This is a genomic window from Streptomyces aurantiacus, assembly GCF_001418335.1.
Classification (GTDB): Bacteria; Actinomycetota; Actinomycetes; order Streptomycetales; family Streptomycetaceae; genus Streptomyces; species Streptomyces aurantiacus.
Genome location: NZ_LIPP01000184.1, coordinates 1 through 5661 on the forward strand (window position 1 = coordinate 1; position 5661 = coordinate 5661).

A 5661-nucleotide genomic window follows, 5' to 3' on the forward strand; every position below is an offset into this window, starting at 1 on the left:
GGCGGCGGGGGCGAAAAAAGCGGGGGCACCCCACCACAGGGTGCCCCCTACTACCGCAGACGACTAAGAATGCGTCCGCAACATCGTCCGCATCGTCCTCATCGCCACCGACAGATTCGCCAGATCGAACGACTCGGACCCGCGGATCTCCTCCAGCGTCGTACGCGCCCGCCCAAGAATCGCCACGTTCCGCTCCTCCCACGCCTTGAACCGCTGCTCGGGCGTGGACTTCCCGTTGCCCACGGCGAGCACGTCCGCGGTGAGCGCCGCGTGCGCCGCGTAGAGGTCCTCGCGGATGGACGCGCGGGCCATGGACTGCCAGCGGTCCGCCCGCGGCAGTTCGATGATCCGGTCCATGAGCTGGGTGATCCGCAACCGGTCGCCGACCTCGTAGTAGACCTCCGCGACCCCCATCGGGTCCTTGCCCATACGGTCACCCACCGCGACGATGTCGAGCGTCGGGAAGGCGGACGAGAAGCCGGCCACCCGCTGCGCCAGCTCGGCCGGCACCCCGGCCGCCGACAGCTCGTCGTAGATCCGCTGGTACCACTCCAGGTCCGCGCCCTTGAGCAGGTTGGGCAGCTCGGACCAGACCTGCGTGACCCGTTCGCGGAAGAAGTCGATCGTCTCGGCGAGCTGGATCGGCTGCGGCCGGTTGTTGAGCAGCCACCGCGTGGCGCGCTCGACGAGCCGGCGCGAGTGCAGCCGGATCCGGGTCTGCACTCCCGCGTCGACCGTGTTGTCGAGCGCCTCGACCGCGTCCCACACGGCGCTGGAGCCGAAGATCGCGCGGGCCGCGGTCTGCGCCCTGACGATCTCTTCGAGCGACGCCCCGGTCTCCTCCCGCAGCCGGTGCAGGAAGCTCGTACCACCGGTGTTGACCGTGTCGTTGACCAGCACGGTCGTAACGATCTCGCGGCGCAGCGGGTGGTTGTCGATCTGCTCGCCGAACTGCCGGCCGAGCGCGGTCGGGAAGTACGCGTGCAGCAGGCTCCGCAGGTACGCGTCGTCGGGCAGCGACGTGTGCAGCAGCTCGTCGGCAACCGTGATCTTCGTGTACGCGAGGAGGACGGCCGTCTCCGGCTGGGTCAGCCCGTGCCCGGCGCCCAGCCGCTCCCGGATCTGCCGCTCGGTGGGCATGAACTCCAGCGCCCGGTTGAGGTGGCCCGCGCGCACCAGGTGCCGCAGGTAGCGGTGCTGGGCGTGGAGCATGCTCGGCGACTGGGCGAGCGCGTTGGCGAGCGCCGTGTTCTGCGCGTAGTTGTTGCGCAGGACCAGCGTGCCGACCTCGTCGGTCATCTCGGCGAGCAGCTTGTTGCGCTGCTTGACGGTCATGTCGCCGTCCCGGACGACCGCGTTGAGCAGGATCTTGATGTTCACCTCGTGGTCGGAGGTGTCCACACCCGCGCTGTTGTCGATGGCGTCGGTGTTGACCTTGCCGCCGGCCTGCGCGAACTCGATGCGCCCGAGCTGGGTGAGCCCGAGGTTGCCGCCCTCGCCGACGACCTTGACCCGCAGGTCGGCGCCGTTCACGCGGATGGCGTCGTTGGCCTTGTCGCCGACGTCCGCGTGCGTCTCGGTGGAGGCCTTCACATACGTACCGATGCCGCCGTTCCACAGCAGGTCCACCGGCGCCGCGAGGATGGCCCGCATCAGATCGGCCGGGGTCATCTTGGCGGTCTTGCCCTCGATGCCGAGAGCTTCGCGGATGTGGCTGTTGAGCTGGATGGCCTTGGCCGTACGGGGGAAGATGCCGCCGCCCTGCGACAGCAGCTCCTTGTCGTAGTCGGCCCAGGACGAGCGCGGCAGCTCGAAGAGCCGGCGCCGCTCGGCGTACGACGTCTCGGCGACCGGGCGCGGGTCGATGAAGATGTGCCGGTGGTCGAAGGCGGCGACCACGCGGATGTGCTCGGAGAGCAGCATGCCGTTGCCGAACACGTCGCCGCTCATGTCGCCCACGCCGACGACCGTGAAGTCCTCGGTCTGGGTGTTGACGCCCAGCTCCCGGAAGTGCCGCTCGACGGACTCCCAGGCGCCGCGGGCCGTGATGCCCATCTTCTTGTGGTCGTAGCCGGCCGAGCCGCCGGAGGCGAAGGCGTCCCCGAGCCAGAAGTTGTACGCCTCGGCCACTCCGTTGGCGATGTCCGAGAACGTCGCCGTGCCCTTGTCGGCGGCGACCACGAGGTAGGTGTCGTCCTCGTCGTGCCGTACGACGTCGGCGGGCGGCACGACCTCGCCGGCCACCATGTTGTCGGTGATGTCGAGCAGCGCCGAGATGAAGGTCTTGTAGCTGCGCACGCCCTCGGCCATCCAGGCGTCGCGGTCCACCGCCGGGTCGGGCAGCTGCTTGGCGACGAAGCCGCCCTTGGCGCCGACGGGCACGATGACGGTGTTCTTGACCATCTGCGCCTTGACGAGCCCGAGGATCTCCGTGCGGAAGTCCTCACGCCGGTCGGACCAGCGCAGACCGCCGCGCGCGACCTTGCCGAACCGCAGGTGTACGCCCTCGACCCGCGGCGAGTACACCCAGATCTCGAACGCCGGGCGCGGCGCGGGCAGGTCCGGGATGGCCTGGGGGTCGAACTTCATGGAGACGTAGTCGTGCGGCACGCCGCCGCCCGCCTCCTGGAAGAAGTTCGTGCGCAGGGTCGCCTTGATGACGGTGAGGAAGGAACGCAGGATGCGGTCCTCGTCGAGGCTGGCGACCTGGTCGAGAGCGGCGTCCAGCTCTTCGAGGAGGGCGTCGGTCAGCTCCGTACCGGCCCGCTGCCGCTCGGGCGACATGCGCGCCTCGAAGAGCGAGACGAGCAGCCGGGTGGTGTGGACGTTGCTGCGGAGGGTGTCCTCCATGTAGTCCTGGCTGAAGGTCGAGCCGGCCTGGCGCAGGTACTTGGCGTACGCGCGCAGCACCATCGCCTGCCGCCAGTTCAGTCCGGCGCTCAGGACGAGGGAGTTGAAGCCGTCGTTCTCGGCGCGGCCGGTCCAGGTCGCCGCGAAGGCCTCCTGGAAGCGCTCGCGGCCGTCGTCGCCGAGGTGGTCGCCGGTGCCGCCGCCCGACGTGGGCAGCCGCAGACCGAAGTCGTAGATCCACGCGGACGCGCGGTCGGGGCACCGCAGCTCGTACGGCCGTTCGTCGGTGACCTCGACGCCGAGCCGGCTGAGGACCGGCAGGACGGCGGAGAGGGAGACCGACTCCCCGATGCGGTAGATCTTGAAGCGGCGCTCCTCGGGGGCGGCGCCGACCGGCTCGTACAGGCTGAGGTCGAAGTCCTGGCCGTCGCCGAGCTGTTCCAGGCGGACCAGGTCGGCGACCGCGGTGCGCGGGTTGTGGTCGGCCTTGTAGCCCTCGGGGACGACGTTCCCGTACCGGCGCAGCAGTTCGGCCGCGCGTTCCTCGCCGCACTCCGCGTTCAGTGCCTCGGCGAAGCCGTCGGCCCAGGAGCGGGCGGCCTCGACGAGCCGCGCCTCGATGCGGTCCTTGTCGGCGTCGCTGAGCTGCGGCAGCTCGGTGCCCTGCGGGACGCGGACCACGAAGTGCAGCCGGGAGAGGATCGACTCGGTGTTCCAGGCGGTGAAGTCGACGCTGGTGCCGCCCAGTTCCTCCTTGAGGATGTCGATGATCCGCAGGCGCACGCCGGTGGTGTAGCGGTCGCGCGGGAGGTAGACGAGCGCCGAGTAGTAGCGCCCGTACTCGTCCTGGCGCAGGTAGAGCCGCAGCCGGCGCCGCTCCTGGAGGTACAGCACGGAGGTGACGATGGCCCGCAGCTCGTCGGGCGGGGTCTGGAAGAGCTCGTCGCGCGGGTACGTCTCCAGGATCTGGAGGAGGTCGCGGCCGTCGTGGCTGTTGGGCGAGAACCCGGCGCCCCGCAGGACCTCGGCGACCTTGCGGCGGATGACGGGCACCCGGCGGACGGACTCGGTGTAGGCGGCGGAGGAGAACAGGCCCAGGAAGCGCCGCTCCCCGACCACATTCCCGTCGGCGTCGAACTTTTTCACGCCGACGTAGTCGAGGTAGGAAGGGCGGTGCACGGTGGAGCGGCTGTTCGCCTTGGTCAGGACGAGGAGCCGGTGCTCGCGGGCCTTCGCGCGGGCGTCGGCGGGCAGCCGCTCGAAGGACGGGCTGACCGGGTGGCTCTCCTCGTCCCCGTGCTTCGGGTCGGAGCGCAGGATGCCGAGCCCGGTGCCGGGGACGGCGCCCAGCGAGTCGTCGTCGTGCAGCTCGTACTCGCGGTAGCCCAGGAAGGTGAAGTGGTCGTCCGCGAGCCAGCGCAGCAGTTCGCGGGCCTCCTCCACCTCCTGGTCGCGCAGGTCGTCGGCGGTGGGCTCCTTGGGCAGTTCCTCGGCGATGCGCAGCGCCGAGTCGCGCATCTTCTCCCAGTCCTCGACGGCCTCACGGGCGTCGGACAGGACTCGCAGCAGGTCGGCGGTGATCTGCTTGAGGTCGGCGCGGTCGGTCTCGCGGTCGATCTCGACGTGGATCCAGGACTCGACGGAGGCGTCGTGCGGGAGGTCGCCGGTGGGCCGGTCCTTGAGGACCTCGATGAGCTTGCCGGTGAGGTCGCGCCGCACGACGAACTGCGGGTGGATCACGACGTGGATGCCGCGGCTCTGCCGGGACAGCTCGTTGGTCACCGAGTCGACGAGGAAGGGCATGTCGTCGGTCACGACCTCGACGACGGAGTGGGTGCACGTCCACCCGTTCTCCTCGACGGTCGGCGTGTGGACTCTCACGTTGGCCGTGCCCTGGGGGCGGTTCTCGGCCAGTCGGTAGTGCGAGAAGGCTGCTCCGAAGACGTCGACCGGGTCACGGTCGCCGAGGTCCTCCGGGGCGGTGTGCAGGTAGTAGCGCTGGAGGAACGCGAGCAATGTGTCCCGGTCAAGGGCGCTCTCGTCCGTCTTCCCGGTCGGTAGGTGCCCCCCTACCGGGCTGTTCTCAGCTACCCGGGCGGCCCGTTCGAGCAGCTCGGCCTTGGCTTCGTCCAGCTTGGTCTGCATTGTCCCCTGGCTCCTGTCGCGCGCCGTTGCGCGACGTCGTAGAACGTGAAGTGACGTAGCGCCGCGACGCGGGGTGTCCGGTCTGATCCGACGCTATGCCGCGATGAGAGATGAGCGGGGCGTTATCGGCCATTCTTGACGGCTCCGGAGGGTGTGACGCTGCTCTCGGTGCCTGTTCCGCGGCTGCCCGCTCGCGAAGACCAGCGACCGCCCGGTCACGGATGTCGTCCGTGCGGTCCGGGCGCAGGGCAGGGGCGACGACGCCCCCGCGACATATCGCGCTGATCACGTGCCAAGGCTATCGCTCCCACGGGGGCCCTCGTCATGTGCCGCATATGTACAAAAGAGGAACCACCTTTTTGACACTCTGCACAGTTAGCCCCCCGCGCGCGCCAAGGAGCGCAGTCGTTTGGGGGCGCGGGGAAGGGCGCGGTCCTTCAGGGGCGCGGGGAACGGCGCAGTCCTCCGAGGGGCGCAGGGAACGGCGCGGTCCTTCAGGGGCGCGGGGAACGGCGCAGTCCTCCGAGGGGCGCGGGGAACGGCGCGGTCCTTCAGGGGCGCGGGGAACGGCGCAGTCCTCCGAGGGGCGCGGGGAACTGCGCAGTCTTTAAGGGGCGCGGGGAACGGCGCGACAAGCCCCCACCGACCCGCACCCACACCCACACC

Annotated in this window: 1 protein-coding gene; it reads right to left on the minus strand. The window is 70.0% G+C overall.

Going from position 1 to position 5661, the window contains the following annotated elements:
* Nucleotides 1–63: 63 nt before the first annotated feature.
* On the minus strand, nucleotides 64–4995 hold the full coding sequence (locus AOK01_RS23955; protein WP_055515071.1) for an NAD-glutamate dehydrogenase: 4932 nt from the start codon (nucleotides 4993–4995) through the stop codon (nucleotides 64–66).
* Between the last annotated feature and the right edge of the window lie 666 nt (nucleotides 4996–5661).

What these genes read in the sequence shown, in the direction of transcription:
- AOK01_RS23955 (WP_055515071.1), bottom strand. Translation starts at nt 4,995, where the DNA reads ATGCAGACCAAGCTGGACGAAGCCAAGGCCGAGCTGCTCGAACGGGCC.